Here is a 26,431-nt window from a genome sequence, read left to right on the forward strand (position 1 = left end):
AATAACGGGCCAGGACGTGCCAAAACCTCAACCGATGGGGCTTTCATTGGCACGCCTTCCCTTCTCGACCGACCCGTATTCCGAGCAAATCGAACAGGAAAAATCCGCACTGCGTGGCCGGGGCGTGGTCCTGCCCGGCGATGAGCCGGTGAAGGAGAAGCCAAAGGTCGACGGGGCAAGCACGAAAGCCGAGATCGAGGCGATTTCGCGAGAATCGAACGTTCCGGCAAACGTTCTGATGGCGCTGGCCGAGAAGGATGGCGCGGGCGATGGCGCCGCGGCGATCGAAAGCGCGCGGCGCAACGCCCAATCGCTGCGCGGGAAGGATCTGGCGGCCACCGTTGATGGCGCCGTCCTTGACCGCGCCGAGGCCATCCGAAAGGCCGTCTATCCCGATGCCCCGAACACGGTCTCGGTGAAGAAGGATGACCCTTTCGAGGGCGAAGGCGTCGGAAGTCTGCTGAAGCGGCGCGGCCAGCAGTTAATCGCCGGGGCAACAGATGCAGTTGCGGGCGTGGCCGAGGGCGCGGCGCTGGCCGAGCGGGCGCGGCGCGACGATGCCAACGACCTGATGACCGTTCAGGCAGAGGAATTGTCCAAGCGCATCGACGCAATGCGGGCAAACCTTCCGAAGATGACGCCAGCGCAGCGCGAGAGCGCGGAACGCATTCTTCCGAACCTGGAACAGAAGCTGTCGACCTATCAGCGCGGCATGGATGCAACCCGCAAAGGGCGCAGTCTGGCCGACACCGGCGCCTATCAGGCTGGCACCGCCATCAAGGACGCATCGAAGGAAACGTTCGGCGAGCCTGACAAGCGCGATGATGGCCTTTGGAGCCAAGTCGCCCGAGGCGGCGGCAACGTTGTGGGCATGATCGGCACAGCCCTCTCACCCGTTGGCGCGGGCGGGGCGGCGCTTTCCGGCATGGGCATGACCCAGCGCCAGATGTATGAGGAAGCGCTTGCATCAGGGGTCGACGAGAAAACGGCCACCCAGGTCGCCCAGATCGGCACCGCCATCGGCATGACTGAAATGGTGCCGGTGCTGAACGCGATCAAGCCTTTGGCCAAGCCGCTGCAGCAACGCATCACCGGCACGCTGTCCCGGCGCCTGATGAAGATCGCGGAATCCTCGGGCGAGGAAGCCGCACAGGAGGCGCTGTCGCAGCTCATGCAGAACGCGACGGCGAAGGGCTATTATGACCCGGATCGCGGGATCATGGATGGCGTGGGCATGGCGGCGCTGGTCGGCGGGATCATTGGGGGCGGCATGGGCACCGTGGGTGCCATGCGCACGCCTGGGGAAAAGCCCCAGCCCGAGGCCTTGCCTGCCCCTGATCGTCTCGCGTTGCCTTCGCCCGGCGCCTTTGCCCTTCCCGCGCCGTCAGATCGAAGCCGCGCTGGCCTGAATTTCCCCGGCGCCCCCCGGATCGTCAATCCGCAGGGTGGCGCGGCTGCGCCCGCCTCTGACCCTTTCCCGCAGGTCGATGAGAAAGGACGGCTGGAAAAGGCGCTTGAGCGCGCCCCCGGCGCTGCGCCTGTGGCCGCCGGCATTCCGGGTGTCGAGCCAGGTTCGACCATCACCGTCACTGATGGGCCGACCGGAGAGGTCTTTTCCGATGCGGTGTTCATCGGCGCCACGGATCGCGGCATTGAGGTAGAGATTGCGGGCGAGCGCCTGACGATCGATCCGAACGAAATCACCAGTGGCGCGGTTTCGATCGCCCCTGTCGCTGCCCCGGAACAGGAGGCCGGAACTGATGCAGACATCATTGCCCGCGATGAAGGTGAGCCCGCGACTGAACCTGTCCTGCCTGACAGTGCCGATGACGCGCGTGATGGACGCGGAGCGGGCGACGCTGGACCTGTGCTGCATGGGGATACTGACGCCCGCGCTGGCGCAGGAAATGCGGAAACTGATGCTGAGCGAGGCGATGCTTCCGTTCTCGCATCCGATGATTCCGGTCTTGCAGGCGGTCTGGCTGTGGAGCCTGATGCCGGGCAGCGCGATGCAGCACTGACACCGCGTGATCCGCTGGGCGCAAAGGCTCAGTCTGCCGTCGATCAGATCACACCGCCCGGTGCGCGCCGCGTGACGATCGAGGACGAGATCGCCGCCATGTCGCCGGAACAGGCGCGAAAGTCCCTGACCAGCCTCCAGCAGGCCGCCAGATCGCAGGGCTGGAACCTTCGCAGGACGCGGATGCGCGATGCGCTTGAAAAGGTGATTGCCGCCGCGCCGCCCGCCGTGATCGACACGGAAAGCGAGGCGCTGACCGGCGAAATCATCACTCCCGAGGACGATGCGGCGCGTCAGCAGGATGCTGCCAAGCAAGCCGGTTTCGAATTGACCGCACCGCCTGTGCCTGCCCGCGCCCCGTGGTGGACCAACGCCGACGAGGCAACCCGCGCGGCCATTGTGAAGGAGGCCGGGCCCATCGCTGCGCGCGACCTCAAGGATGCGATGGTCTGGGATCGCATGACCAATGATGGCAAGCGTGCGCTTCAAGATGCCTATGGCCGGCTTTACCGTGCAGGCAAGATCGAGAATGCGGGAACGATCGAGGCACCGCGCCCCGCACTTGCCGCGATGGATAAGGCATCGCTCGTGATCGAGCCGATCCGCGCCAAGGCTGCGATCCTGCGGGGCTGGACCGGGCCCGATGCGCCCGAAGTGCCTGGCGTGTCCATCAAACACGACGCCAAGGAAGGCGGCTGGATCTTCTCGCGAAAGCATGAGGACAAGGTTCGCAGTGCTTTGGGCCTTATGGGCACCCCAGCGCCCGAAGTCATCGCGCAGGCGCCAACCGTGGCCGATGCCGCAGCAGAAACGGCACCTGATCCAAATGACGCGCCGGAAACCGTGGAATCTGGACCTAAGCCGCTGCCCAAACCGAGCGAACGCGCCGAAATGATGGCCGAAGCCATGGGGCTGGATGACCCTTACTCCGCAGGACGCATTCAGGAGGAAGCAGAGCGCGAGGGTTGGGAAAATCTGGCATTCCAGTTCAAGATCGAAAAACCAGATGGTCGGCATTCCTATGCGTGGACGGACTCGCAAGGCAAGGTGATCGCGCGGATGAAGCGCATGGGCATGCCTGCCGCGCTCAAGGACGGTCGGTATCGTGATGCCCTGTCGGCGGCGATCCCGGTGGCCGAGGCGAAGTTCAAGCCCGCATGGGCGTTCCGTAAAGCGTGGGAGGCGCCGGGCGAAGTCAGGGCACCGCAGAAGAACACACCGGCTCAGGATAGGCCAAAGCCGGGTGATTCCGCCTATACCCGCGACGACGCGGTTGCCGACCTTCACGCACTGGAAGGACAGCGTAACGGCGGGATGATCGCCGATGCGAGGCTGGAAGAACGCATCAACAAGCAGCGAAATCTAGTCGAAAGCCTGTCAAAGTCGGAGGCCGACACGACAGCGGGCAGCCGCGAAGATCCCGCGCCGGCGCGGGAACGCGCATGGAGCAACCCACCCGCGCCCCTATCCCCGCAACCACACGGCCCGCGCCGTTTTGATTGGTGGTGGACGAACAACCCGAACAAGCGCGGTGTGGCGCTGGCAAACGCGCGCCTTGACACCTCGCTGAGTCGGAAACTCTCGGGGGAGGTGAGCGACGCCCTGACGCCGGATCAGTATGGCGCGCTGACGGATGCCATCTTTGGTCCGCATGCCGAAAACAAGCCCACAAAGTCTACGCCGAAAATCCAGCAGGCGCAGGCGCAAGCGGCCCAGGTGGAAGAACCTGCACAAGTTGCGCCGAAAGTAGCCCAGCCCACGCAGGGCGTTCTGGGGGTTCTGTCGCAGGAGAAGCAGGACCGTGCGGCGGAACTGAAAGCCCGGCTGGCCGCCAAAGCGCGCAATCAGGCCAGCAGCGGCATTGACCCGGAATACATCACTCTGGGCGGCGAACTGGTCGCGCTCTATATCGAGGCCGGCGCCAAGCGGTTCGGCCAGATGCTGCGCGATTTCGCGGAATCGACCGGGCTGACGCTGCGCGAGGCTCAGGCGCCGATGCGCGCAGCCTATAATCATGTTCGCGACGACATGGACCTGAACGGACAGGACGTGTCCGACATGGACGATGCGGCGGCCGTCATGGCCGAGGTTCGGGCGGCGCTGGCCGAGGCCGACGCGGCACCTGACCAATCCGCCATCTCGCAATCCCCGGCGGAAAATGATAACATCGCTGCAGGACAAGAGCCCGAGGAAGCGAGCGATGATCGGCGAACTGATGGCAGCAATGCGGGAGCAAGCCCCCGGCGAGGGCCGGAAGCTGACCAAAGCGGGCGGACCCAAAGCCTGGGAGAACCGGGTGCGAGAGGTGGTCGCCCGAACGCGCGCGACGATGGACCCGGACGGGAAGATCGCGGCGCAAGGGCCGAACGAGGCGCAGATGCTGAACGAGACGATCTTTCACGAGTCGCTGGCGGAACTGACCGCGCCGACCGAGGCGCCCGAAACCATGTAATTCCCGAGGGCGGTCTTGCCCTCGCCGGGGGCGACAAGACGCGCGCCCGCAATGCCGTCAAAGCCATCGAGACACTGCGCACGCTCGAACGCGAAGGACGACCGGCAAGCCGGGACGAGCGCCAGGCCCTATCACTCTATAGCGGATCCGGAACGCTGGCGCCCGCGCTGCCCAACAGCGAGGGCAAGGTCCGTTTCCCCGATATCGCTGCCGATCTGGACCGCCTCCTGACGCCAGAGGAACGGGCAACCGTCGAAAAGACCAGCCAATATGCCTTCTACACGGCTGAACCCGTTCTGCGGAATATGTGGAACCTCGCGATGCAGTTGGGCATCACAGGGGGTCAGGTGTTCGAGCCGGGCATGGGCGTCGGTGGCTTCGCCGGAACCATGCCGAAAGGCTTCTTCGGCAAGTATTCCGGTATCGAACTGGATCACATCACGGCCAAGATCGCGGCCGCTCTCTATCCCAATCACCACATCAAGCATGGCGACTTCATCAAGACGCCCATGCCTCAGGACTATTACGATCTGGCCATCGGCAACCCGCCTTTCGCGCGCACCCAGATCAAGGCCGACCCTTCATATCCGCAGGGGTTCATGATCCACGACTATTTCTTTGCCAAGACGCTGGACAGCGTAAGGCCGGGTGGCCTGCTGATGTTCGTGACCTCGGCCGGGACCATGAACAAGATCGACAGCAAGGCTCGCGACTATATGGCCGACCGTGCCGATCTGGTCGGCGCGATCCGCCTGCCGAACACGGCCTTTGCCGAAAACGGGACGCAGGTCACGACCGATATCATCGTTCTGCGCAAGCGCCATGCCGGGGAGGCCGAGGCAGATCCGTCATGGCGGGAATCGACGGCTGTTGCGCTGCCGGACAAGGACGGCGGCACGGTGGAACTGGCGGTGAACCGTTATTTTCAGGCGCATCCCGAAATGATCTTGGGCGAGCAAGGCGCATTTGACACGCTGGTCGGGCGGCCGCGTATCGGCGTGCGGGCCAAGCCTGAGGCGGATCTTGCCACCGATCTGGCAGCTGCTGTCGCGCGCTTCCCGCGCAAGATCACATCTATGGGCGATCCGCAGCAGATGATGATCGGGCCTCGCGACGCCAAGGCGGGCGAGACAAAGGCCGGCTCGTATTACCTGAAGGATGGCGACCTGTGGCAGTTCGACGGGTCCGAGGGCAAGCCGGTTCAGCGCCGCGCCAAGGGCCAGTCTGGTCTGACCAAGGCCGACTATGAACTTGTCACCGACCTTCTGCCGTTGCGGAATGCGTTGCGCGAGGTCTATTCCGCCGACCTGGCTGGAGCGGACGCCGTAAAGGCACGAAAGCGGCTGAACAAGGAATATGACGCCTTCGTTTCCAAGCGCGGGCCGATCAACAAGGTCGAAACGACATTGCGCCGCCCCAGTGCCGTGCAGATGGAGGGACTGCGTCAACAGGCGGCAGAGGACGCCCGCGCCGCCGGCGCCTCGTTCGATATCGGCAGCTTCGATGCCGGACCGATGATAGAGGGAGGCGCAACCCTCGCCCAGATCGCCCGCGCGAGGCGCGAGGCATCCCAGCAGACCGGATACCGGGAAGGCGATTTCGACCCTGATGCGGTCGATGACATTGAGGTCAACAGCTTCCCGAACATCGACGCATTCAGCGATGATCCTGAGAATTTCAGGCTGCGGGCGATCGAGAAATATGATCGCGAGACCGGCATCGCGACCAAGACGCGCGTGTTCACCGAGAATGCGATCAACAAGAGTGTTCGGCCCAAGATCAACTCGCCAGAAGATGCGCTTCTGCACCTGCTGGCTGAGACCGGCCGCGTGGATATCGACCGCATTGCGGATTTGTCGGGGTCAAGCGCAGCAACGGTTCGCGAGGAACTGGCTGACAAGGTATTCGAGAACCCGGCCACGGGCGAATTTGAGACCCGCGCGAAATACCTGTCGGGGAACGTCCGGGCAAAATTTCGCGAAGCGGAAGCGGCAATGCGCCGTGACGACCGTTTCAAGACCAACGTTGACGCTCTGGCGGCCGTCCTGCCCGATCCTATCCCGCGATCAGCAATCGTCGTTCCGTTGGGTGCGCACTGGTTCGACCATGGCCTCTACGGCGAATTTGCCAAGGCCAAGGGTCTGAACCTCAAGGCCGAGTTCAAGCCTGCTCTGGGCTTGTGGGTGGTCGATGGCGACACGCGATCATTGGACGCACGGAACGCATGGGGGACCGAGGATCTGCCATTTGCCGATCTGATGCGCCGGGCCATGAACAACAAACCCATGCGCGTGACAAGGACGGTCAAGAGCAGCGACGGCAGCACGTCCACCACCGTCGATGAGGAAGCCACACAGGCGGCAGCCGAGAAAGCGACCGAGATCAAAGCCGCATTTCAGGAATGGCTGTGGTCGGACGAGGCGCGCGCGGACCGGCTTGAGGAACAGTATAACGAAACGTTCAATGCCGAGGTCGCGCCATCATACGATGGTGGATATCTGACGACGCCCGGTGTCTATTCCGATTGGTCCTGGCGCCCGCACCAGACAGCGGTGATCGCGCGTATCCTGCAATCGGGGTCGACCTATATGGCCCACACGGTCGGCGCCGGCAAAACGTCTGCCATGATCGGGGCCGGGATGGAGGCGCGGCGCCTCGGGCTGGCCAGGAAGCCTTGGTATGTGGTGCCAAACCATATGCTCGTGCAGTTCGCGACCGAATTTCAGCACCAGTATCCGCTGGCCGATATCCTTGTGGCAGACGAAAAGCGGTTCCACACCGACCGGCGCAAGCAGTTCGTCGCTGACGCAGCGACCGGAGAGTTCGATGCGGTGATCATCACTCATTCCGCGTTCGAGAAGATCCCGGCGAGCGAGGCGGCCAAGGGCCGCGTGGTGCAAGGCATCCTTGATGATATCCGCGAAATGGTGGATTCGGGAAACGACACCGGAGACCGCGGTAAGGATGCAGGCCAGCAGCAGGCCACGCTTGGCGCGCTTAACTCCATCGCCGCCCAGCTTGGCATCAAGATCGAGAAGGAAAAGGGTGTCAGCACAGCCAAGAAGATCGCGCAGGTTCTGGAACAGGCTGAACAGCGGCTGTCGAAGCTGACCAGCGACACCCGCAAGGATGCAGTGTTCGATTTTGATGAGATCGGCGTGGATATGCTGTTCGTCGACGAGGCGCATCTGTTCCGAAAGCTGTCCTTCGCGACGACCAACGGCAATATCAAGGGGATCGACCCGGCCGGTAGCCAAGCGTCCATGGACCTGTTCATCAAGTCACGGATCGTGAACGAGCGAAATCCGGGGCGCGGGCTGGTCTTGGCATCGGGAACACCCATCACCAACACCATGGCCGAACTCTATACGCTTTCGCGGCTGATGCAGCCGGAGGCGCTGGAGGAACGCAATATCACGGCGTTCGACGCTTGGGCTGCAACCTTTGGCGAGGTGGCTTCTGAACTCGAACAGACCCCCGATGGCGGCTACAAGGAGGTCTCGCGCTTCTCGAAATTCGTGAACACGCCGGAATTGTCGCTGATGGTGCGGCAGATCATGGACGTTGTGACCTCTGCCGACCTCGAACAGTATGTGACCCGACCGAAGCTGAAGGATGGCGGGCGAAATCTTGTGGTGGTCGACGCAACACCTGAGCAGCAGGCGTTTCAGGGTGCACTTGCGGCACGCATGACCGCGATTTCCAAGCGCAAAGGGCCGGTGCAGAAGGGTGATGATATCCTGCTTTCGGTCATCAACGACGGGCGACTGGCCGCAATCGACATGCGTCTGGTCGACCCGTCGAGCGATGGCGCCGGCTCGAAGCTGGAGCGCATGATCGGCAATATCTTCAAGAGGTGGAAGGACGGTGCTGACGCTGGCTTTCATTCGGTCAAGCCCGGCGGCGGCTATGCCGACAAGCCCACCATGCGCGGCCCATCCACGCAGATCGTCTTTTCCACGCTTGGAATCGACGCCAGCAAGCACAACCCGGATTTCTCGGTGCATCGCTTCATCAAGGCCGAACTGATGCGCCGCGGTGTTCCAGAGCGGGATATCGTGCTGGCCAAGGATCTGAAATCGCATGCCCAGAAACAGCGGGCATTCAACGACATGAACGAGGGCAAGAAGCGTATCCTCGTTGGGTCGAAATCCATCTTCACGGGCGTTAATGCGCAACGCCGCATCGCCTCAATCCACAACCTCGATCCGCTCTGGTATCCGGCCGACGATGAACAACGCAACGGTCGCGGGCTGCGCCAGGGCAACATGAACCCCGAAATCGAGATTCTGGATTACTCTACCAAGGGCACCTATGACGCAACCATGTGGCAGATGATGGCGCGCAAGGCGGCGTTCATCGAGGCCTTCTATCGGGGCGACCCGACCCAGCGCGACATGGAAGACATGGGTGAGGCCAGCCAATTCGAGCAGGCGAAGGCCATGACGACGCGCGATCCGCGCATCCTCAAACTGACCGACATGAAGGCTGCGCGCGACAAGCTGCGGCGACGTGCCGGCGCTGTGGACACCCAGCGGGCCCGGTTGCGCAGCGAGATCCGCACCAAACTGCGGGAAATGGAGTTCTACGACGAGAAGATCGAGCGTGCCGAGCCAATCGCGGCCAGTGTGCCGGACCTGAGCGGCGACAAGTTTGCAATCAAGATCGGGGGCAAGAACTTCGACAGCCGATCGGACGCCGGAAAGGCGTTGATCAATGTAGCCGAGGAAATGGCTGCAGCCAACGTCTATGTCGAGGAACAGCGCGTCGGCGAGATCGGCGGATTTACCATCGAGGCCATGCACCGGATCACGGACGGGTCGACCAGCTTCTCGGTCAGGTTCGCGGCTGATGAAGATCAGGATGCGGGATGGAGTGATGATGCTGTCGGGCTGGTCCGCAGGATCGAAAACGCGCTGAACGCGCCGGCGAACAAGCTTGACTATTACCGGAAGAACCGCGCGCAGTCCGAAAAGGCCGCAGAGGCCGCCCGCAAGTCCCTTGCCGAGGTGAAGGACTTTGCCCAGGCCGACGAACTCGCGCAGACAGATAGTGATATCGCGGCTCTGGAAGCCGAACTGCTGGCCGACAGCGCCAGCAACGACGCGCCGAAGGAATCTCGCTTCGGCGATGAACCTGTTGCCACCCTGACCGGGAACGAGTTGGGCGAGTGGTCCGATATGCTGGACCTGCAGCGCAAGGCGCGGAAATGGTATCGTGAAAACCTGCAAGGTTCCACGGTCGTCAACCTTGCCACGGGCTGGCCGATCAAGTTCACCCGTGCGGGAAGCGGCAAGATAGGCGGCAAGCGGCCCGACTACCTGTTGAAGGCTGTCCCCGGTTTGTTTGACCTTCTCGAAAATGCGAAACTGGATGGACAGCCAGAAGCTGATCGGTATGCCCGTGAAGGGATGAAGGCATTCCATCGGTTCGTAGCGCCTGTTTCGATCGACGGAGATACCAAGCTGGTCCACATGGTCATTCGCGAAATGCAGGATGGCCGCATGTTCTATGACTTGAACTTGGGTTCTGATGTCAGCGCCCGAGCCGAGGGCCCGATGGACGCGCGGGAAGCCCGCATGGAGCCAGAATTACAAATCAGCGCCGACACGCTCAATATAGCGTTTGCCGACGCGGAAATCAATTCCGACCCTAAGCTGACGCCCGCGCTGGCCCGACAAATAAACGAGGTGGCCCACGCAGAACTGGCCAAGGTCGGGATTGGCAGGCAGGTAAGCGCCGAGGCGGGCGGCGCCGGCAAGGCAACCGGCAGCTATCACGCGGGCGTCATCCGTATCCTGCGCAATCGAGGGCGAGGCTGGAAGCACACGCTGGATCACGAGATCATCCATGCGCTGCGCGACGGCGACCTGTGGGGCGGCAGTCATGGCCTTTTCACCGCCGAGGAATGGCGCACACTGGTCAAGGCAGCACGGAGCGATGCAGCGATCAAGGCGCGCGTCGAGAAGGCATATTCCGACAAGTCGACAGTCCAGCAGACCGAGGAAATGGTTGCGGAACTCTATGCCGATTGGGCGCAGGGGCGGCGCACAGAGGCATCTGGCCCCCTTGGCCGCGCATTCCAGCGGATCCGCGACTTCTTCAGGGCTGTCGCCCGCGCCCTGCGGGGCGAGAACATGAACGAGGCCGCCGCGATCATGGAGCGCATCGCATCGGGCGAGATCGGCGGGCGCGGTCCTGACGGGCCGGGCGGTGTCGACCGGCAGGCGATGCGGGAACAGCGAGAAATGGGGCCGTTTGGGGCTGTCATTCGGGGACATGAAGGTAACTGGAAAGATGCCGCGCTAGCTTTGGAGGCGATCAAGGACGGCGAGGCCGTCGATGCGCTGACCCATCCTGAAGTCGGAGGCATAGCCCTTGTATGGGGAAAGGAAGGAACGAGCCGTAGCGACGGATACGGCCTGTCCAAGCTGATCGCCTGGCATCCCGAAATCTTGGACGATCTTCAAGGCCGGATCTCGCGCATGGTGGTGACAAGTCGGTCGGATAACCGCATCCAGCTTGAAAGCAAACGTGACCGCGCGGGCGTTCGCCTTGATTGGGATGGAAAAACCGGCAAGTGGCTAATCGGAGCATATGAGAAAGGAGCACCGCGTCTCACCGAGAAGTTTACAGGCACTCTCAGTGAATTGTGGGGCGGCATGTCTCCGCAACCCCGGCGCGGCAATGGTGACTATACCACGACATCGCGCGAGGTCAAAGAGCAACGCGACATGGGCGGCACGACGCCGGAACAGGATCGTTCCTTGGTTCGGTCCATCCTCGACGGTGTGGCAGGTGCCGCGAAGGATGCCGGCCGCATTGCCAAGGGCCTGCCCGGCGAGATCAGGAAGCGCGGCACCAAAGAGGGCTTGTCCAATGCCCTGACTGACGCCATGGCCATGGGTGACAAGGGGAAAACCTCGATTCTGTCTCTGGTGCCGGGGCGGGCCCTCTTTACCGAACTGTCGAGCGAATTGCCCTCGGCGCGCACCTATCTGCGCACCAAGGATAATATGGACGCTCTGCGTAACGAATGGCATGCCCGCGCTGATGAGACGGCGCAGGGCTGGCGCAAGCTGCTGTCCGATGCGGACATGAACGCGGAACTGATGGACCTCATGCACGAGGCCACGCTGGCCCAGGTTGACCCCTCGGAGCGGCGCCAGTCCACCATCGATGAAAACGACCGGCGGCTTGTCGATGAGTTCGCCGCGCACCCGCGCGTGCGTCAGGCGGCCCGTGATCGGATCGCGGCCGACGAGCGCGACGCCGCGCGCTGGTCCGATCTGCGCACCCGGTTCAACAAGTTGCCCAAAGCCTATCAGGATATGTTCCGCCGGGTGCGCGACGACTATTCGGCGATGGCCGATGCGACCGAGGAAGCGGTTTTGGACAACGTGAAGAAGTCCATGGCGGCCGCGACGCGGCGGGCGCAACAGGTCTTTGACCGCCGTATGCGCGAGATCGCGGACGAGGGGTTGAAGGGCGACGAGAAGGCGCGGGCCGAGAAGGACGCGAAAGCAGCACTGACCCGCGCCAAGGCCCGCGGTGCTTTCGCCGCGCGACAGAAGGTGTCCGGGCTCAGGTCTCGATTCGAGGCGAACCGGCTGCAAGGCCCGTATTTCCCGCTGGCGCGCTTCGGCGACTTCTTCGCCACCGTCAGGGACGCATCCGGCGAAGTGGTGTCCTTCTCTCGCTTTGAGCGCGAGCGCGATCTGAAGGCCTTTGCCGCCGAGATGAAAGCCACGCCGGGCTTGACCGTGGAACAGGGCGTGCTGTCGAACGCCAAGGACGTGCGCGGTTCGGTCGACCCCAATTTCGTGGCCGAGGTCGAGGCGATGCTGGGCGATGCTGGCGTCGGGGGCGACGTGATGGATCAGGTCTGGCAGCACTGGCTTGCGACGCTTCCCGATCTGTCGTTGAGGACGAACCGCATCCACCGCAAGGGCCGGACCGGGTTCAGCGCCGACGCCTTCCGCGCCTTCGGTCGGCAAATGTTCCATGGCAGCCATCAGTTGACCCGCCTCAAGTATGGCGTCGACCTGACCGAGGCTCTGGACAAGATGGATCGCGAGGCGCAACTGGCCAAAAATCCGGTGCGGGCCGGACTGGTCGTCAACGAGATGAACCGCCGGCACCAGTTCACCATGAACCCGACCAATGCGAGTTGGACGCAATGGTTCTCAAGCGGGGCCTTCGTGTGGCACCTCGCAATATCGCCGGCTTCGGCCATGGTCAACATATCGCAGACGACGGTTGTCGGCATCCCGATCCTGTCAGCAGCGTTCCAGAAGCAAGGTGCGACCGGCGCATCGCGCGAACTGGCGCGGGCGCTGGCCGACTTCACGCGCGGCCGCGGCCTGGCTGGAAAAAGCAGCAAGGTCAGCGATGATGAAATCCGGGCACTCGCTGCGGCCTATCATCGCGGCATGATCGACAAGTCGCAGGCGCATGACTTGGCGGGCGTGGGCGAGACAGGGGTGGAATACAGCGATGTGCGCGCGCGCTGGATGGCGAAAGCATCGTTCTTCTTCCACCACGCCGAGAGGCTCAACCGGGAAGTCACCTTCCTTGCCGCCTATCGAATGGCCCGGAAGGACGGACGGTCCCATGATACTGCGGTCGATCAAGCCGGGGATCTGACGTGGAAAACCCATTTCGATTACCAGAACACGAGCAAGCCTCGCTTCATGCAGGGGGATTTCCCCAAGGTGCTACTGACCTTCCGCAATTTCACGGTCAACATGCTGTGGCGCCTGTTCCGCGACACGCATCAGGCGATCAACGCCGAGAAGCCCGCGGATCGCGCCGTCGCGCGGCGCCAGGTGCTGGGTATGACCGCCTCGATGATGCTGCATGCAGGTATCAAGGGGACTTGGGGCTATGGTATCGCGATGATGCTGGCGGGCCTGTTCTTCGACGGTGGCGACGACGAGGCAGAGGAAGAATTGAAGCGGATATTCGTCGGTTCGCCTGATGATACCGGCGCTGCTGCGGCGCTGCGCCGCAATATCGGCGGCCTGATGTTGAACGGACTGCCCGGCCATGTCACCGGAACCAGTCTGTCGGAGCGCATTGGCATGCCGAACCTCTGGTTCCGCGACAGCGGAAAGAACCTTGAAGGCAAGGACGCCTATCTTGAAATGCTTCAGGGTTTGGTTGGGCCGGGCGTTGGCCTGTTGGCGATCCCCTATGATGTGGCATCGGCCGCGTCTGATGGTCATTACTGGCGCGCGCTGGAGAAAGCCGTGCCCGGCGCGGTCGGCGACGGCATGAAGTCCGGTCGGTATCTCTATGAGGGCGTCACGACCTGGAACGGTGATGACGTGGTGCCCGATGTTTCGGCCTATCAGGCACTCGTTCAGGCAATCGGTTTCACGCCTGCAGAGGTCGCGGAACGATACGAGGCCAACCGGCGAATGATGAATGAGCAAGAGCGGCTGATGAACGAGCGTGGTTCGATCCAAGGCGCAGCAGCGAAGTCGATCATCAGCGGCGAGCCTTTGTCACCGAAGATCATGGACCAAATCAGGGATTGGAACCGCGAGGTGCCGGAATACCCGATCACGGCTGATACCATCCGGCAATCGGTGCAGGGCCGCCGTCGATCGAGCCAGCGGAACGAGTATGGTATCCAGTTGAACCCCAAGCTGAATAACCGGATCCGTGGTGAGCAGGCGGCCATGGTCTACTAGGTCTAGCGCCGCAAGCCACCATCAGGTATAGTTTGTCCATCTGAGCGCATGACGTGCTTTCGCCTTTCGCGGAGCGTATCATGGCAGACTATCCCGTAACCGTTGCAGACCAAGACGATTGGAAGGCGCTGCCAGTGCCGGCCGCCGATGCTATCGTCCAGTGTCAGGGCCGACCGATCAAGATCACGGTCAGCGTGGACCTGAACGACGTGGCGGGAATCAACCTGCAGCCCAATCAGGTCGTTCGCATTGCTGCCGGACAGCAAGCCCGAATTCGGCCGAACGGCGGATTCGGTGGGGTCGCGGTTATGGAGGCCCTGTCCTGATGCTCGGCCTCGGCCTTGATGACATGCGGCTTTCCCCCGGCCGTCATAGGATATCTGGCGGATCCCAGCCGCCGGCCGACGTTGCGCCCGCATGGACAACGAACCCGATGCTGGCCGGGGGCACTGTCGTTGGCGACACGCTGACGGCGACGCCCGGCACTTACACGGGCAGTCCAGCTCCAACCATCCAGTATCGCTGGCACCGTCGTATCGGCGCCGACCCTTGGGTGCAGATTGCCGGGCAGAGCAGCGACACCTACGTCATCGTCGCAGGAGATGAAGGTTACAACATCCGCGCGCAGGTGCGACTTGTAAATAGCGCGGGCGCTACAGGTTGGACGGCGGCTACGCCCAACATCGGCGTCGATACGACGGTGCCAGGGGCAAGCGTCCTGGATCCTGCTACGGCGCGGTTCATGTTCATGCCGTATTCTTTCGCAAGCAACATGCTTTACCTGCCTTGGCGCGATGGTGTGGCCGACCATGGTATGTCCGATCTGTTCCGGCCGGGCTATTCAGGGCCGGCCGGTGTTGCCCCGGTGCCGGGCCTGCCGGGATATAGCGTGAGCCAACTGGTCGCGCCATATGAGCGGCTGTTGCCGGAAATGATAGACGGCAGCCTGACCTATAATCCGGGCACTGATCCAATCGCGGATATTGCGGGGTATGATGCGCTGGTCATCAGTCTGGGCGATTGGGGTTGGCACTCTGATACTGGTGGACACCTCTGGCAGCCTGACCAATGGGGCCGCACGGATCACCATGACGGCTTGGCTGCGAACGTTGCGGCTGCGCTGGATCTGGTCGAGGCTGCCGCCACGGCGGGCGCTAAAGGGATTCTGATTTACGGTCAACCGCCGTTCCTGCCGAGCGAAACGGATTTCAGTAACGATGGCCTCTGGCGCAGTCATATCGACGGCTATGAGGGCGCGCATCAATACCTCGCTGACGCCATCAGGCAGTGGCTCGATAATAACGGTCACGCGGACATGTTCTGCCGGATCGTCCCGGCGCATCGCCTGCTGGCCCGTATTTATGATGATGTGCAGGCTGGTGGCATCGTGCCCGGCGGGGTGACGGATCATCGTTATTTTCGGAGTGGGTATGATACGACCGGCGGCGCATCGACCCATCAATATATGCTGTCAGAACCCGGCATCTGGGCCATGCAGGCGCTTTTCGCCCTGGTCGCCTATAATCACTTGTCGTCGCCGCTTCCGTCGCCGCTGCCGATGACAACCTATGTCGATGCGGCTATGGCGGCCTATCTCGCAGGCATCGCGACCGAGATCGCCGACGACTATGCCTATGCAGGCCGTGGCGGATCGGACCGAAGCCCCGTTGGTCTGGTGGCCTCGACCGGCGCAACCCCCGCCGAAATATTCGCGGCCGCGCGGATCGTCCAGATGGATGCAGTGTCTGATGCCAAATGGGCGGATTCGGCGCGGACGACCCCCGCTGTCGATGGCGGACCGGTCGCCGCAATCGGCGATAGCTGGGCTGTCACAGACCCGGCCCGCGTGCCGATTCTTGATGGCGACGTGATCCATTTCGCCGGCGACCCCATGCGGGCGAATGTCTCGCCGGCAATGACACCGGCCTATCAGGCGATGTTGGTCGATCTGCGTTATATGTCCGGGGATCACCGGATCATCGAGATGGACGGTTCAGAGGTCTGGATCAACAGCGGCGGGCAGTGGGCTCAGGCGTCTGGTGGGGCCAACCCGCAAGCAAGCTTTGGCGGCGGCGTCGATGGAGATCGCGCGCTGATCGAGGTGATCTGGTCGGGCGGTCAAAAGACCATCCGGCTGACCAATCTCGCCCGGCTGTCTGGCGAGGATCTGGTGCGGCAGTCGACATGGACCAGCGCGCCGATACCGGCGGCGGTCAACTGGGCGCAACTGTCCAGCACGGCCTATGGCGAGGATCACCAGAGCTGGATCAACTGGGTGCTGGTTGCGGATCAGGTGCCTACATATGATCAGCGGATCCTGCTCTACGATTGGATTGCCGCCCGCGTCGGACAAGAGGTGTGGTGATGCGCGGCCATACCTGTCGCAGCCGGGGCTGGTGCTGATGGACCCATCCGCCATTATCCAAGAAATAGGTGGCGGCCTTTCGGCGGTCGTCAATGTCGCGCTGGCGGTGGCCCTTGTCGCGCTGTGGCGGCGCAACCTCACCCTGACCGACCGCAACGACTCCCTCAACGACAAGATGCTCGAAATCACGCAGACGATGGGCCGCGAGAACCGGGAACTGATCGTCGCGACCAACACCACCCTGACAGCAGCAACGGGGGCGATCAATGCAGCAGTCAACCGATTGGATCGGCGTTGATATGGGCAAGCTCTGGAAGGCGATCTTCGGCAAGAACACGGGCGAGCGCGAGGCGCGTGTGGATGATCTGCTGCGCGAGCATCATGCCGCCTCTGATCCGCAAATCGCAGCGGTCAAGCAGCAGGCCAATGCAGCGCAGAGGCTTGTAAATCAACTTCAAAGGGACGTGACGCAATGGCCACGCTGAGTTCAGTTCTTTCAATCGTGACCATTGTCGGCATGACCTGTCTGGCATGGGGCTATCGTCACGCGCTGGCCGTGCGCGGCACCGCGACATGGCATTTCACCATGAGCATGATGGTTCTGGCGACCACGTTCAGCCTGCGCCGGGTCTATTGGGACGTGGTAGCCCCCATCGTTCGGCATCGCTGGCCCGAGACATGGGCCGAGATTTTCGCGATCCACGGCGGCACAAACATCAACATCCTGTTCAACCTGGTCGCGCTGATGGCGATTTATCACGGCCTCAAGGCGCGCTGGTTGCTGTTGCCGGACGATGAGCGCGCGCGGTGGCATTGGTGGTCGGCATGGACGCATCCTGATGGCATCTATTTTCTTCGGCGGCGATAAGCGGCTGCGAAATTGCGGAGTTGGCCGGGGTTAGGGGTCAGTCCATAGCCTTGCGCAGAGCTTCGTTCATTCGGGTCTGCCACCCCTGACCCGTCTGCCTGAACGCTTCCACGATGTCCGGATCGAGGCGCAGCGAGACCGCAACCTTCGGGTTGCTGGATTTCGGGCGCCCGGCTCTGCGGGCTTTTTCTGCCAGGGCGGGGAACACCTCGGCAAAAGGCTTGGCGCGGGCCAGTTCTTCGTTGGCCCATTCGGGGGTGTCGGGGTCGGAGGCGATCATGGCCTGAACCTCAGGTTCGGTCGGTTTCTTCGTCGTCATCATAATTCCCACACAATTTGCTACGCCGGTCCGCTATCTGTAATTACTGTATATGCATTAATTGATCACAATGAAATAATGCATATACAAAAATATCACGTCCCGATCAGTTCACGGCGGGCGGCAGAGGCCAGAAATGACGACCGATTCATACCGCGGTTCCTGGCCGTCTCGTCAATGGCGCGCAGCAAGCCGCGCTCTATGGTGATGTTGACACGTTGGACGGCGGTATCGGCGGGGATATAGGGCACCGGGATCAGGACAGCGCCATCGGCAAGTTCGGCAGCAACATCGTCCCGCTTGCGGATCGCATCGAGTGATGCTGGCTCAACATCAGGCATATCCTCGAACCATAAGTCGAGGGCTTCGGCGGCGGCGGCAGGAATGCCGTCCCAATCGTCGGCGGCGGCGAATGCGCCGGGAAGATCGGGGAAGGTCAGGCCAAGGGCGCTGTATTCGTCCTCGTGAACAATGGCGATGTAGTAACGCATGAGTTTGCTCCATGACATGGGTGCGGAGGGGCGATGGATCGGCCGGGCTATAAAAGCCCGGCCTGTCTGTAGATGCTTCTGACGGTCCCGAGCGGAAGGTCCTTCTTCGGGTGAGGCAGGATGACGGTCCTGTCGCCCTTCCGAAGCTTGAGGTGCGAGCCTGTCTTGCTGACTTCCTCGAACCCTTCGCTCTTGAGCCGTTTCAGGAGCTTTCGGGAATTGGTCTCTAGCTCCATCGCCCCTCCTTTCTGAATACATTTATACACACCGGCTATTATGGTGTCAATTATAATATGTATATAAATACACAAAATTTCATCAACCTGCCTGTGAGAAATCAAGGGAAATCCGACATGAGAGATAATTTCGACCGGTGCTTGCGCGCCGTGCTGGCGCATGAGAGCGGCTGGGCGGATCACCCGTCCGATCCGGGCGGCGCGACGATGAAGGGTATCACCATCGGCACCTATCGCGCATGGAAGGGTCGAACGGTCAGCAAGACCGAACTGCGAAATATCAGCGATGCCGAGGTCTCCGAGATCTATCGCAAGAACTACTGGGACAACGTTCGCGGCGATGACCTGCCGTCCGGGCTTGATCTTGTGGCGTTCGATGCAGCGGTGAACAGCGGCGTTTCGCGGGGTGCAAAGTGGCTGCAAGGTGCCGTTGGCGCTGCGGCTGATGGTGCGGTCGGGCCGAACACGGTTTCCGCCGCCCGCGCCGCCGATCCGTTCCGCGCCGTCAACGCCGCCTGCGATGCACGGCTTCAATTCCTGCACCGCCTCAAGACGTGGCCGACCTTCGGCAAGGGCTGGTCGCGCCGCGTGGCCGAGGTCCGCGAGATGGCGCTGTCGATGGCGTTTCAGGCGAATGTCATTCCCCCCGCCGGACCCAACACCCCAATTGGCGAACCGTTCGCCGTCACCAATCCGCTGGCCACGTTCTTCGCCGCGCTGGCCCGCATTCTCGGCAACATCTTCGGAGGCAAGTGACATGTTTCTTTATATCCGCATGGTCCTGTATTTCGTGTTCGCGTGGCTCGCAGGCATGGGATACGGCGAAATGAGCGCAGACGGGGCGTTCTACCGCGTACCGCTCGATCTGCTGACCCAGATCATCGCCGGGGCCGTGGGCTTCGTCGGCACGTTCATCGTCGGCAGGATCGCCGAGGGCCGGGGCGGCAAAACATGATCGCCCTGCTGCTTAGCCGTGCGGGCCTCTTGGCGCTTGCTGTGGCGGGCGTGGCGGCCCTTGGCGGCTGGGTCTACTGGCAGGGCGGCAAGGACGCCCGGCGCGAGGCTGACGGCTTGCGCGATCATATCACCACAAGAGAGAGGATCGACAATGCGCTGGATCGCCCTGCTGGCTGTAGCTGGCTTGACCGCCTGCAATCAGCCTGCGAATGACAGCGGCCTTTGCGCCGGGCTGTCGCGCCCCGTGACTGCGCTGCGCGGCGCGCTGATCGAGAATTCCGCGCAGGTGCCCGAGCCGGTGGGTGAGGCGGGGGCTGACGTGGTTCTGGGATTCAACGCAGGTTGTGGCAAGTGATCGCCGCCGGGGGGGCGTTGACCTGCACATTGAGCAGATGAGCGATGGCGTTTGGTGGATCGGTATCACGCACACTAGCGGGTCAGTCGATCATCTGACGCTAGCAACGCGTCGGGGAGCACTTATCTCAGCGACACTCGAGGTCGATGTGTGACCCATTCCAACTGACGCGGAGAACGGGATGAACTGTTTCATGATCCGGTGGGGCCTCGGCGGCGGCTATAGCGACTATCATGGCCGCTGGTGGCTGCATATCGGCCCGCTTCTGCTGCTGGCCTGACACATTCCACGAGACGCACCTGATCGTCCCAAGATCGGCTGATATTTGCTGCACATTATGCAGCGCATTTTGCGGCGCGTCCATTTCAGATTGGCTAATACCTGCGCGATTTCATGAAAAATTGTGGCGGAGGGGATGGGCCTGACGTCGAACCTTCTCCAGTCTAAGTCATTGTTTTTATTGATCGCACGCACCCTCGACGGAATGGCGAGACCCGACCTCCTGTATGACCTGCGACGCGGGCCGACGGATCCTACCTGATCGCGGGCTGGATGCCGGTCGACGAGTTCGCCGATCTGCTCTCGCTCGACTTGGACGAAGATCGCGACTTCGAGACAGTTGCAGGACTTGTCCTCGACGAAGTGGGCCAGTTGCCGGAAGTGGGGCAGCGCATCGACCTGCAAGGCTGGGGGGTCGAGGTGGTCGATATGGACGGTCGGCGCATCGACAAGCTTCTGGTGCAGAAGGCGGCGGCCTGAGCCCGCCGCCGCTATCCTGGATTTAGGGCCAGATCGCCCAGACATAGACGAGGTAGCCGGCGAGCAGGACCGCGCCCTCCCATCGCGCGATCCTGCGCCCGGTCCAGGCGAAGGCGACCAGCGCCAGCGAGACGCCGATCATCACGAGGTTGTCGAAGCTCACGATCTCGGCCGGGACCACGCCTGGCGCGATCAGCGCGGTGAAGCCGCCGATGCCAAGGATGTTGTAGATGTTCGAACCGACGATGTTGCCGAAGGCCACGTCGCCCTGCTTTTTGAGCCCGGCGACGATGGAGGTGACGAGTTCCGGCATGGAGGTGCCGACCGCGACGATGGTCAGCCCGATCACTGTCTCTGAGATGCCGAAGCCACGCGCGAGCGATACGGCGCCGTCGACGAGGAACTTGCCGCCGAACACGACGAGCACCAGTCCGGCGACGGCGATCAGGGCTGAGACGAGGAGCGACGCCTGTGGTGGCGCCGGAGGGGCGAGCGCGGGATCTACCTCCTGCAAGGCGATGCTCTTGTCGTAGACCGCTCCGTGATCCGGGGTGGCGGCGCGCTCTTGCCGGAAGGCAAGAAAGATGTACCCAACGAGCGCAAGGATGAAGACCGCGCCTACGGCCCGCCCCATGGGCATCACCGCAGCGGCTGCCGCGAAGGCCACGGCCACGGCCAGCATCACCAGACCGTCGCGCTTGAGAGCCGACGACGCCACGATAATCGGGCTCAGGAGTGCCGCGATGCCCGCGATCAGCAGGATGTTGGCGATGCTGGAACCGACGATGTTGCCGTACGCGATCCCCGGCGCATCCGAAAGCGCGGCCTGCACGGACGTTACGAGCTCGGGCGTCGAGGTGCCGAAGCCCACCAGCGTTAACCCAATGACAAGTGGCGAAACGCCCAAGCCCGTGGCGACCTGCACGGCCCCGCGCACCAACAGTTCGCCGCCTGCAATCAGCAAGACAAGGCCGCCAATAAGCGGCAACCAGATTTCCAACACGTTCAAACTCCGTACGTTTTTTGATTGAGACCCTAGGGTCAGTCCCTATAAATCTTTCTTGCACGCCAGCATGTTGACTGATTCATGCTGGTCATGAACCAGAGCAATACAAGATACTTCTGGCTGAGCGCGGAGCAGATGCGACGCATTCAGCCCTTCTTTCCCAAAGCGCGAGGGCGTGCCCGATCTGACGATTGCAAGGTGCTGAGCGGCATCATCTATGTCAAGCGAAACGGTCTTCGCTGGCAAGATGCGCCAGCGGTCTATGGCCCTTACAAGACCCTGTATAACCGGTTCGCCCGCTGGTCCCGGATGGGCATCTTCGCCAGAATATTTCAGGAGCTGGCGCAACCAGGCGCTCAAGGCGACACGCTGATGATGGACAGCACATTCCTGAAGGCGCACCGCACCGCGGCCAGTCTTCGAAAAAAGGGGATCGTCCGCGCGCGATCGGACGCACGAAAGGCGCGGAGGGGATGGGCCTGATATCCAACCTTCTCCATGTCGGAAACGAGTTGGAGAGTCGTCGCGTTCAACCGGCGCGCCGCGGGATCTTCCTGCGGTAGGCATGCCGTTGGACGGGAGCAACGATGCTGGCGGCCGTCGCGACCTGATCTCGTGACGTTGGCTTGGCTTTGCCGCGCCTGATAGGGTCCCTCAGCAAGCGCAGGCCGTTGAGCACCACCAGAACCGTTCCGCCTTCGCGACCGATCACGGCGAGCGGTAGGGGAAGCTCGAAGAACAGGCCGCCCGTGACAAGGATCGCCATCGCACCCATGGCGAAGGCGAGGTTCTGCCGGATGATCCGCGAGGTGCGGCGCGCCAGGCGATGGGCTTCCGCAAGACGCCCCATATCCTCCGAAAGAAGAGCCACGTCCGCCGCCTGCAGTGCGACGTCCGACCCGGCGGCGCCCATAGCGATACCCACATCGGCGCGAGCCAGGGCCGCTGCGTCATTGACGCCATCGCCGACGAAGGCGACCTTGCCGCGGGCAGCCAGTTCGCCAGCCATCCGGACCTTGTCCTCCGGAAGCATGTCGGCGTGGATTTCCTCGGGCCTCAGGCCAAGCTCTTCGCCTATGCCCGTGCGCCGTCATTGGAAAAGGTGATTGCCGCCGGCGCCGATTTCATCGTCCGCTCAGGTTGGCGCACCATACGCATCGTCATTATGGATGGCCATCCGGTCGACTGGAATGCCGTTTATGCGCCGATGCGGATTGGCCAAGTCCGCGAGATCGATGTCTTCATCGAACACTCTGGCCACAAGCAGAAGGGACGCGGCAAGCCTCTGTTTCAGGCAAGGCTCATCATCAAACGGAAAGATGCCGAAGCGGCGGAACGCTCCTTGAAGTCGGCAATAAGTAGACATCAGCGCCGCCGTTCCAGTCAGGTCATGCTGCCGACAACCGTCGCGGCGACGGGGTTCGTCATGTTGCTGACGTCGATCCCGGCAGCCGACATGACGGCTAAAGCCGTTCTGGACGTCTATCGGCTGCGCTGGCAGATCGAACTCGCCTTCAAGCGTCTCAAGAGTGGTCTTGGCATCCACAAGCTTCCGGCCAGGGACGTGCGATTGGCCAGAACCTGGCTGACGGCGCATCTTATCCTGGCGCTGATGATCGAAGAGGCCGTCACCGACGTTCTCGACTCTCCCCCCTGCGACGACGAAACCGTGGTCAACCAGGCCCATGTCGCTGTGGCGGCTGCATAGCCTCCTACGGCATGCGATCCTCACCGTTATCTTGACGGTGCGAACGGCGAGCGAAATCTCGAACAGCTTCGCCGGCATCATGCGCCACATTTGCGATCCACCGAGACGCAGGAAGAACCAGGCTGCTGATGCAAGGAATGCAACCATCCCCTTGACTTAACGCTTGTGGGGCATGGCCTTCCCTTTCGTAGGTAGTTTGCGGAGGGGTGTCAATCAGGCGACAGATCCGGATGACGCTGGACCCGACTGCACCGGGCTGAAGACCTGCACCGATCGCGGGCACGCCGCTATGCTGGCGGGACAATCACGGCTCCGGGACAATCAGCCTGTCATGCGCTTCGTCGCCGATCAACAGGCGTTCGAGGAGGGCTGTCAGGAATGCGGCTCCGACCGCTCCGACAAGCGTGAGCACGATGCGCAGCGTGCTGGCCGAAACCGGGTTCTGCGTCGACAACGCGCCGGCCACGAGCGAGATCATGACCGAGAAAGCGAACTGGTAGACCATCGGCGGATGGGAGCCGTTCATCATCCGGCTCGCGAGAAAGAGACCACCCAGGAACACAAGGATCAGCAGGACGGGAAAGTGCGCCATGTAGTCGAAGGAATAGAGGATGGCGAACGAGATCGCCGCGCCAATCATCGTGGCGAGAGTACGTTCCCACGCCTCGGCATAGAGCTGTTCGCGTGTCGGAAATACCAGCACGAAGACGGCGGCGACGGCGAGCATCAGATTGGCCGCATCGAGAACGGCATAGAGCCAGAACGACAGGAGCAGCAGGACGCCGCCCCGGATGAATGCGCGCAGCACGTGATGGCCTTCGCTGGCCGGCTGGTAGATCTCGACCATCATTTCCTTCGCACGCGGCGGGAACACAGCGTAGAGAAGGGGTATGGCGACAAGGGCGCACAGGCTCGCCTCGATGAAGCCGTCGCGCATGTAGTCCATCATCACGGCGGACGACATGCGCATGACGGACATCAGAACCGCGACGATCGCGACCAGCATGCCGATCGGGTTGCCGGTGCTGAGGATGATGTAATAGGACAGAACGCACAGCGCGCCCGTCAGCGTGATGAGAACCAGCGGCATCGGCCGCGCCAATTCCACCAGCCCGGATATCAAGATCACCATGATGATCATCGCCACAGGCCCGCCGACCGCCTTCTTCGGATCGAACGCCTTGCGCATGCCGGCCATCAGGCCGACGATCAGCGCCGGGGGCAACATCGGCATCGGTGACTGAAGCAGGATCGCCAGGCCGAAGCCGACGACCGCCGCGCTCGACAGCCGGACCGCGAACAGCGGATCGTCATCGACATGCGGGCGCGGTGCGACATACATGGATCGACCTCAATACAGATAGGATAGCCAGGACTGTATCTTGAGAAGTGTCGAGGCCACGCCCGAGATCGGCGTTCCGGTCCCTCCCGCATAGACGACGACGCTGACCTTGGCGCCTGCCTTGACGGTCAATGGCCACGCCTGCATGCCGCCCTCAAGCTCGATGTGGACCGGCATGCGGCGGGCCGGCTCGAACCACTGGTTTTCCGGACGGTTCTGCATCAGGCCGCCGGCCGAGGTGCGGCCCGGATCGATACCCCATGCGATCGAATGGACGCGCCCCCTGAAGGTCTGGCCCGGCATGGCGTCGAACAGGATTTCCACTTCGTCGCCGGGTTCGATGTTGCCGATCTGGTTCTCACGCAGATCGGCGGTGATCCACGCTCCGCGCGAATCGAAGAAGGTCATTACGGGCGAGCCCGCCGCCGCGAACTGACCGATGGCAAGTTGCAGGTTGGTGACGACGCCACGGGTCGGCGCGGTGACGGTCGAATAGAGAAGGTTGAGCTGCGCCTGCTCCAGTTGGAGTTGCGCCGCCATGATCTGCGGATTTGACGCGCCGCCGTCCTTGCCCAGTTGCAGCAGGGCGCTTTGCAGGTCGGCCTCGGCGGCTTCGAGTTGGGCTTCGGCGACACGCAACTCGGCCCTTGCGTTGTCGACCTGCGCCTGGGCCACCACTCCTCGCTCGAAGAGCGACGCGGTCCGGTTGGCGGCGGTGCGCGCGTTCTCGAGACTGGCCCGCGCCTGGGACACGCGTGCCTGAGACGAGGCGATCGCCGCTGCCGAGGCGTCAGTCGCCTGAACGGCCTGCGCCAGACCAACCTCCGCCTGACGGACCGCCAGTTCGAATGGACGGCGGTCGAGCTGGAACAGCGGCTCGTCCTGATCGACGATCGTGTTGTCCTCGACGAAGACTTCGGTCACCTGCCCGGCGACCCTCGGGGCAATCTGCGCAACATAGGCCGACACCGTGCCTCTCGACGAATAGGGCGCGAGCCGGTCCGAGACCGCATACCAACTGACGAACACCGCCAGGACAACCACGAGCAGCGCCGCGATTTTCTTTGCGGGGTTTCCTCGATTTCCGGGCAACGGCTCCGCATTGGGAGCAGCTTCGTCCTCGAGGGTGACGGGAGCCGATTCAGGCTCCGGCTCACTTGCATCTTGCCTGGTGACCAGTGGTGTCGCCGGCGCGTGTTCAACGTCACCGGCATCGTCTCCAGGCTGTGGGGTCCTCTCGGTTGTCATGCGGAACAATCCATCTGGCGCTGTGGGCAAGTCGGCATTATATGTGCTGTCAAGTAACTCTATGGTAGAGCCATATAGATGCAACGGCACGACATGACAAGGGCAGCGGATTCCCGATTGGAAAAGGAGCAACAGTTGCGGCGCGATTTGCGGTCGGTGCTTCGCAAGGTGCTAAGGCTGGACGCCACCGTCGCACGCAGGCTGGGTATCCACGGAACCGATCTCGCTTCGCTGGAATTGCTGGAGACGGCCGACGAGCCGGTGACGCCGACAATGCTGTCGGACTATCTCGGCATCTCGACCGGCTCGGCGACCGCGGCGATCGACCGGCTGGAACGGGCGGGCTTCGTCCGGCGCGTTCCCAACAGCCACGACCGGCGCGGCATCATCATCGAACCCGTAGAGGGCCAGCAGGAGCGGTTGCTTTCGGCATACCATCAGCTCCGGTCGCGCTATGCCGAATTGATCGAAGGCATTTCCGACGACGAACTCGACGTGATCAACCGCTTCCTCAAGGGGATAGAGCGGATAGAACTGTCCTGAAACCCGGATTCGACAGTTTCGCCGCAGATGGAAAGACACGCCGCCGCATGCGCACGCCGGTCTC

17 protein-coding genes and 3 pseudogenes are annotated in these 26,431 nt (G+C 62.5%); 13 read left to right on the forward strand and 7 right to left on the reverse strand.

Annotated features, from left to right (window positions below):
- The first annotated feature begins 46 nt into the window (after positions 1-46).
- The 6 genes from FNJ84_RS17720 (at position 47) to FNJ84_RS17745 (ending at position 17,403) form a co-directional block, all read left to right on the forward strand.
- Complete coding sequence (locus tag FNJ84_RS17720) at positions 47-14,170, forward strand: PLxRFG domain-containing protein (protein ID WP_143794644.1); 14,124 nt, start codon at positions 47-49, stop codon at positions 14,168-14,170.
- 80 nt (positions 14,171-14,250) lie between these two features.
- Complete coding sequence (locus FNJ84_RS17725; protein ID WP_143794645.1) at positions 14,251-14,496, forward strand: hypothetical protein; 246 nt, start codon at positions 14,251-14,253, stop codon at positions 14,494-14,496.
- Between the two features lie 446 nt (positions 14,497-14,942).
- On the forward strand, positions 14,943-16,535 hold the full coding sequence (locus tag FNJ84_RS17730; RefSeq protein ID WP_143794646.1) for a hypothetical protein: 1,593 nt from the start codon (positions 14,943-14,945) through the stop codon (positions 16,533-16,535).
- 37 nt (positions 16,536-16,572) lie between these two features.
- Complete coding sequence (locus FNJ84_RS17735; RefSeq protein WP_143794647.1) at positions 16,573-16,833, forward strand: hypothetical protein; 261 nt, start codon at positions 16,573-16,575, stop codon at positions 16,831-16,833.
- The gene (locus tag FNJ84_RS17740; RefSeq protein ID WP_185968591.1) at positions 16,802-17,020 is read left to right on the forward strand and encodes a hypothetical protein; all 219 of its coding nucleotides are present in this window, start codon (positions 16,802-16,804) and stop codon (positions 17,018-17,020) included. Before FNJ84_RS17735 ends, FNJ84_RS17740 begins: the two co-directional genes overlap by 32 nt.
- Positions 17,008-17,403, forward strand: coding sequence for a hypothetical protein (locus FNJ84_RS17745; protein ID WP_143794649.1), 396 nt, complete (start codon positions 17,008-17,010; stop codon positions 17,401-17,403). Before FNJ84_RS17740 ends, FNJ84_RS17745 begins: the two co-directional genes overlap by 13 nt.
- 37 nt (positions 17,404-17,440) lie before the next feature.
- Here FNJ84_RS17745 and FNJ84_RS17750 read toward each other — a convergent pair whose 3' ends face one another.
- From FNJ84_RS17750 to FNJ84_RS17760, 3 genes are all read right to left on the reverse strand, one after another.
- Positions 17,441-17,722: a BrnA antitoxin family protein gene (locus FNJ84_RS17750; protein WP_143794650.1), complete on the reverse strand. Its 282-nt coding sequence runs from the start codon at positions 17,720-17,722 to the stop codon at positions 17,441-17,443.
- 95 nt (positions 17,723-17,817) lie between these two features.
- Positions 17,818-18,213, reverse strand: a complete 396-nt coding sequence (locus FNJ84_RS17755) for a type II toxin-antitoxin system HicB family antitoxin (RefSeq protein WP_143794651.1) — start codon at positions 18,211-18,213, stop codon at positions 17,818-17,820.
- A 47-nt stretch (positions 18,214-18,260) separates the two neighbouring features.
- Positions 18,261-18,449 carry a type II toxin-antitoxin system HicA family toxin gene (locus FNJ84_RS17760; RefSeq protein ID WP_143794652.1) on the reverse strand — a complete coding sequence of 63 codons (189 nt, stop codon included), beginning with the start codon at positions 18,447-18,449 and terminating at the stop codon, positions 18,261-18,263.
- Between the two features lie 117 nt (positions 18,450-18,566).
- Here FNJ84_RS17760 and FNJ84_RS17765 point away from each other — a divergent pair, with 117 nt between their 5' ends.
- The 4 genes and pseudogenes from FNJ84_RS17765 to FNJ84_RS17780 form a co-directional block, all read left to right on the forward strand.
- Complete coding sequence (locus FNJ84_RS17765) at positions 18,567-19,205, forward strand: glycoside hydrolase family 108 protein (RefSeq protein ID WP_143794653.1); 639 nt, start codon at positions 18,567-18,569, stop codon at positions 19,203-19,205.
- 1 nt (position 19,206) lies between these two features.
- On the forward strand, positions 19,207-19,404 hold the full coding sequence (locus FNJ84_RS17770) for a hypothetical protein (RefSeq protein ID WP_143794654.1): 198 nt from the start codon (positions 19,207-19,209) through the stop codon (positions 19,402-19,404).
- A complete protein-coding gene (locus FNJ84_RS17775; RefSeq protein WP_143794655.1) occupies positions 19,401-19,619 on the forward strand; it encodes a hypothetical protein in 219 nt (72 codons plus the stop codon). Before FNJ84_RS17770 ends, FNJ84_RS17775 begins: the two co-directional genes overlap by 4 nt.
- Positions 19,620-20,292: 673 nt before the next feature.
- A pseudogene (locus tag FNJ84_RS17780) lies at positions 20,293-20,520 on the forward strand (transporter associated domain-containing protein); the annotation flags it as partial.
- 22 nt (positions 20,521-20,542) lie between these two features.
- Here the strand turns inward: FNJ84_RS17780 and FNJ84_RS17785 are convergent.
- Positions 20,543-21,523 carry a calcium/sodium antiporter gene (locus FNJ84_RS17785; RefSeq protein ID WP_143794656.1) on the reverse strand — a complete coding sequence of 327 codons (981 nt, stop codon included), beginning with the start codon at positions 21,521-21,523 and terminating at the stop codon, positions 20,543-20,545.
- A gap of 93 nt (positions 21,524-21,616) precedes the next feature.
- On the opposite strand from FNJ84_RS17785, the pseudogene FNJ84_RS17790 reads away from it, so the two are divergent.
- A pseudogene (locus FNJ84_RS17790) lies at positions 21,617-21,990 on the forward strand (IS5 family transposase); the annotation flags it as partial.
- Positions 21,991-22,055: 65 nt separating this feature from the next.
- Here the strand turns inward: FNJ84_RS17790 and FNJ84_RS17795 are convergent.
- Positions 22,056-22,604, reverse strand: a pseudogene (locus tag FNJ84_RS17795) (HAD-IC family P-type ATPase); the annotation flags it as partial.
- 129 nt (positions 22,605-22,733) lie between these two features.
- Here FNJ84_RS17795 and FNJ84_RS22440 point away from each other — a divergent pair.
- A complete protein-coding gene (locus FNJ84_RS22440; protein WP_231572757.1) occupies positions 22,734-23,234 on the forward strand; it encodes a transposase in 501 nt (166 codons plus the stop codon).
- A gap of 304 nt (positions 23,235-23,538) precedes the next feature.
- Here the strand turns inward: FNJ84_RS22440 and FNJ84_RS17805 are convergent, their stop codons facing one another.
- The gene (locus FNJ84_RS17805) at positions 23,539-24,576 is read right to left on the reverse strand and encodes an FUSC family protein (RefSeq protein ID WP_036732773.1); all 1,038 of its coding nucleotides are present in this window, start codon (positions 24,574-24,576) and stop codon (positions 23,539-23,541) included.
- A gap of 9 nt (positions 24,577-24,585) precedes the next feature.
- Positions 24,586-25,824: an HlyD family secretion protein gene (locus FNJ84_RS17810; RefSeq protein WP_081791410.1), complete on the reverse strand. Its 1,239-nt coding sequence runs from the start codon at positions 25,822-25,824 to the stop codon at positions 24,586-24,588.
- 117 nt (positions 25,825-25,941) lie between these two features.
- Here FNJ84_RS17810 and FNJ84_RS17815 point away from each other — a divergent pair, with 117 nt between their 5' ends.
- Complete coding sequence (locus FNJ84_RS17815; RefSeq protein ID WP_161596482.1) at positions 25,942-26,367, forward strand: MarR family winged helix-turn-helix transcriptional regulator; 426 nt, start codon at positions 25,942-25,944, stop codon at positions 26,365-26,367.
- The last annotated feature ends 64 nt before the right edge of the window (positions 26,368-26,431 follow it).

It is taken from the genome of Paracoccus sp. M683 (assembly GCF_007096355.1).
Taxonomy (GTDB): domain Bacteria; phylum Pseudomonadota; class Alphaproteobacteria; order Rhodobacterales; family Rhodobacteraceae; genus Paracoccus.

Bases quoted from the DNA above. Each gene is read 5' to 3' on its own strand.
- FNJ84_RS17725 (WP_143794645.1), top strand. From the start codon at position 14,251: ATGGCAGACTATCCCGTAACCGTTGCAGACCAAGACGATTGGAAGGCG.
- FNJ84_RS17730 (WP_143794646.1), top strand. From the start codon at position 14,943: ATGCTTTACCTGCCTTGGCGCGATGGTGTGGCCGACCATGGTATGTCC.
- FNJ84_RS17735 (WP_143794647.1), top strand. From the start codon at position 16,573: ATGGACCCATCCGCCATTATCCAAGAAATAGGTGGCGGCCTTTCGGCG.
- FNJ84_RS17740 (WP_185968591.1), top strand. From the start codon at position 16,802: ATGCAGCAGTCAACCGATTGGATCGGCGTTGATATGGGCAAGCTCTGG.
- FNJ84_RS17745 (WP_143794649.1), top strand. From the start codon at position 17,008: ATGGCCACGCTGAGTTCAGTTCTTTCAATCGTGACCATTGTCGGCATG.
- FNJ84_RS17750 (WP_143794650.1), bottom strand. From the start codon at position 17,722: ATGACGACGAAGAAACCGACCGAACCTGAGGTTCAGGCCATGATCGCC.
- FNJ84_RS17755 (WP_143794651.1), bottom strand. From the start codon at position 18,213: ATGCGTTACTACATCGCCATTGTTCACGAGGACGAATACAGCGCCCTT.
- FNJ84_RS17760 (WP_143794652.1), bottom strand. From the start codon at position 18,449: ATGGAGCTAGAGACCAATTCCCGAAAGCTCCTGAAACGGCTCAAGAGC.
- FNJ84_RS17765 (WP_143794653.1), top strand. From the start codon at position 18,567: ATGAGAGATAATTTCGACCGGTGCTTGCGCGCCGTGCTGGCGCATGAG.
- FNJ84_RS17770 (WP_143794654.1), top strand. From the start codon at position 19,207: ATGTTTCTTTATATCCGCATGGTCCTGTATTTCGTGTTCGCGTGGCTC.
- FNJ84_RS17775 (WP_143794655.1), top strand. From the start codon at position 19,401: ATGATCGCCCTGCTGCTTAGCCGTGCGGGCCTCTTGGCGCTTGCTGTG.
- FNJ84_RS22440 (WP_231572757.1), top strand. From the start codon at position 22,734: ATGCGGATTGGCCAAGTCCGCGAGATCGATGTCTTCATCGAACACTCT.
- FNJ84_RS17805 (WP_036732773.1), bottom strand. From the start codon at position 24,576: ATGTATGTCGCACCGCGCCCGCATGTCGATGACGATCCGCTGTTCGCG.
- FNJ84_RS17810 (WP_081791410.1), bottom strand. From the start codon at position 25,824: ATGACAACCGAGAGGACCCCACAGCCTGGAGACGATGCCGGTGACGTT.